5 protein-coding genes are annotated in these 2,842 nt (G+C 63.5%); 1 reads left to right on the top strand and 4 read right to left on the bottom strand.

The features are described 5' to 3' along the window. The coding region (locus EOA22_RS29645) for a phosphoribosylanthranilate isomerase (protein WP_164755986.1) at nt 1–427 on the bottom strand (427 nt) is incomplete at its 3' end. Between the two features lie 112 nt (nt 428–539). Between EOA22_RS29645 and EOA22_RS29640 the strand changes: the two genes are divergently transcribed. Then, a complete protein-coding gene (locus tag EOA22_RS29640) occupies nt 540–758 on the top strand; it encodes a hypothetical protein (RefSeq protein WP_013528317.1) in 219 nt (72 codons plus the stop codon). A 5-nt stretch (nt 759–763) separates the two neighbouring features. Here the strand turns inward: EOA22_RS29640 and EOA22_RS29635 are convergent, their stop codons facing one another. The 3 genes from EOA22_RS29635 to EOA22_RS29625 form a co-directional block, all read right to left on the bottom strand. Next, nucleotides 764–1,522 carry a M48 family metallopeptidase gene (locus EOA22_RS29635; protein WP_063169786.1) on the bottom strand — a complete coding sequence of 253 codons (759 nt, stop codon included), beginning with the start codon at nt 1,520–1,522 and terminating at the stop codon, nt 764–766. Between the two features lie 100 nt (nt 1,523–1,622). Next, nucleotides 1,623–2,105: a DUF2852 domain-containing protein gene (locus EOA22_RS29630; protein ID WP_063169787.1), complete on the bottom strand. Its 483-nt coding sequence runs from the start codon at nt 2,103–2,105 to the stop codon at nt 1,623–1,625. A 117-nt stretch (nt 2,106–2,222) separates the two neighbouring features. After that, nucleotides 2,223–2,842, bottom strand: a 620-nt coding sequence (locus EOA22_RS29625) for a benzoate/H(+) symporter BenE family transporter (protein ID WP_206521357.1), incomplete at its 5' end; no start/stop codon positions are given.

Here is a 2,842-nt window from a genome sequence, read left to right as displayed (position 1 = left end):
CGCCCGGCAGTTCGGAGCCGTTCGGCGGCTTGGCGTCGAACAGGAACCGGTCGGCTATGCCGATGAATGGCTTCATTCGTTCGAGATCGGCGGCCTCGCTGAGCGGCAGCGCCTTCATCACCGGCAGGCCATAGCGGGCTTTGACCTCGGCGACGCGCTCGGGCGTTTCCGCGCCGTGCAGCTGCAGCATGTCGGGCTGCATTTTGGCAACGATTTCATCCAGGAAGGCGTCGCCGGCATCGACGGTGACGGCAACCGCCATCGCCTTGCCGCGCGCGGCCTCGCGCAGACGGCCAGCCTCGGCAGGTTCGACATAGCGCGGGCTTTTGGCGAAGAAGATAAACCCGACATGGCTGGCGCCGCCGGCCAGCGCCGCGGCCATTGCCGCGTCGGTCTTCAAGCCGCAGATTTTGATGTCGAGTGCCATGGCGCGGGAATTGGCATGAAAAGCGATAAGAGTCGAGAAAAAGCATGCTGTTTGCCGGCACGGCCAAAGGCGCTACCTATGGATGGACAGGACGCAAGGCGGGAGCACGATCATGGCCGACAGAACCGTAGCCGAACTCAGGCAGAAGATTGCGCAGGCGCGCGAGGTCATCGCGCACCTGATCGACAAGGCCGCCTTCAATGGCGCCGAGGCGCACCGCGCGCTCGACTATTTCGGCGGCGATGAGTTCGACGGCAATTTCCTGCCGTGGCCGCATCATGGCGATGAGGGGTTGCGGCCCGAAGACTTGAACGCCGCCAACGACGATTGAGCGATCTACTCGAACATGATCGCTTGCAGCGCACCGCCATTGCGCTTCAGCCAGTCCTTGCAGCGATCGGTGTCGGGGCAGAGCTTTTCGCACAGTTTCCAGAATTTCGGGCCGTGGTTCATCTCCTTGAGATGCGCCACTTCATGCGCGACGAGATAGTTGATGACCGGCGACGGCGCCATCATGATGCGCCAGGAAAAGGACAGATTGCCTTCGGAGGTGCATGACCCCCAGCGGCTTGACGTGTCCTTGAAGCGGATCGCCTTGGCGCGCTTGCCAAGCGCCTCGGTGTGCTTGGCCACCAGCTTCTCGATTTCCTTCTTGGCCTCGCGCTTGAGGAAATCGGCGAGGCGGCGCGGCAGATGTATGCGGTCGCCATGCACGATCAAGAGCGGACCACGTTCGTCGCGCGACACGGTGACGGTGCCGCGCTTTGACGGTTCATGGACGATGCGGTGCGGCACGCCGCGCACCGGGATCCTGATGCCGGGCCGCACCTGCGGCCGCGTCGGCACCTTGGCCAGTCGCTGCTCCAGCCAGTCCTGATGCCGCTCGAGGAACCTGTCCACTTCGCCGCGGCGCAGGCCTGGCGGCACGGTGATGCGCAGACCCTGGCCGCCTGAATCGATACGCAGCGTCATTCGGCGCGCCCTGGCGCTCTCGACGATCTTGAGCGGCAGCGTGCGGCCGGCGACGCAATATTCGCGCTCCACGACAGGCGTGGGCTTGGGCTTTGCCAGATTGCGAAAGAAGCCGAGAGTCATGGGGGGACGATACGCGATTCGAGAAAAACGACTAGAACAAAAAAGAAACGGCGCCGCTCGCGCGACGCCGTTTTTTCACGATGTGACCAGTCGCCGGATCTCAGTCGTCAAGCAGGTTCGAACCCTTGCCACGCTTGGTGGTCGTCGTTCCGGTGCTCGGATCGGTCTTCGTCGGCGCCGTCGACTTGTTGCGGTTGGCCATGAAGCGGTCGAACTCGTCCTGGTCCTTGGCGCGGCGCAATTCGCGGGCGTATTCGTCGAACTGGGTCAGCATCTCGTCGAGCTTGCGGCGCTCTTCGTTCAGCCGCTCAAGTTCCTTTTCGCGCCAGTCGTCGAAAGCGACGTTGCCGGTGCGGGCGGAACCATTGCCCCAGCGCGCGGCCTTGTCGGAACCGCGGCGGCAACCGGCGAAGATGCCGTCGGTCGCGCGGTTGACGTCACGCTTGAAGCCATCGAGGCGGTCGCCCCAGATGATGTAGGCGAGCATGGCGAAGCCGAGTGGCCAGAACACCATGAAACCCACAACCATCAACGCGATGGTTGCCGGCGTCCAGGCCGGACGGATCAATGCGGATGTGTTCATTTTCTCCCATTCCTTCGGTTGGAGACAGCCAAACCCGGCTGCGTGGAATCGAAATGGGAAGAGAAAAACGGCGATTCAAGACAATGTCCGCCAAATCCGGACAAGCATCTGAAATGTTTATCGCTTTTTGATCATATCGAGGAAAAGCACGACCAGCCCGGCAATCAGGCCCCAGAATGCGGCGCCAACGCCGAACAGCGTCAGACCCGACGCGGTGACGACAAAGGTGACGGTGGCAGCCATGCGATCCGCCTCTTCCTTCAGCGCGATAGAAAGCGCGTTGGCGAGCGACGCCATCAGCGCCAGGCCCGCCACCAGTACGATCAGGCTCTGTGGCAGCACCGCGAAGATCGCCACCAGCGAAGCGCCGAAAATCGCAAAGATGAGATAGGCGAGCGCATAGAACGGCCCGGTCTTCCAGCGCTCGGCGGGGTCGGGGTGGACGTCCGGCCCGGTGCAGATCGCCGCCGAGATCGCCGCCAGATTGGTGGTCGAGCCGCCGAACGGCGCCGACAGCAGCGAAAACAGGCCGGTGACGCCGATCAGCGGGCCGGGCTCCGGATGGTAGCCGGCGGCGCGCAGCACGGCGAGGCCGGACAGGTTCTGCGAAGCCATGGTGACGAGATAGAGCGGCAGTGCCAGCCCGATCACCGCCTTGGCGGTGAAATCAGGCGCAATCAGCGTCAGCGTCGACAGTTCCGGTGTCGGCAGGCCGCCGACACCGGAACTGTCGACGC

This window comes from Mesorhizobium sp. M7A.F.Ca.US.014.04.1.1, assembly GCF_003998745.1.
In the GTDB taxonomy this organism is placed as follows: domain Bacteria; phylum Pseudomonadota; class Alphaproteobacteria; order Rhizobiales; family Rhizobiaceae; genus Mesorhizobium; species Mesorhizobium ciceri.
The sequence above is the reverse complement of the archived record's forward strand: the minus strand, read 5'-3'. Positions and strand labels throughout refer to the sequence as shown.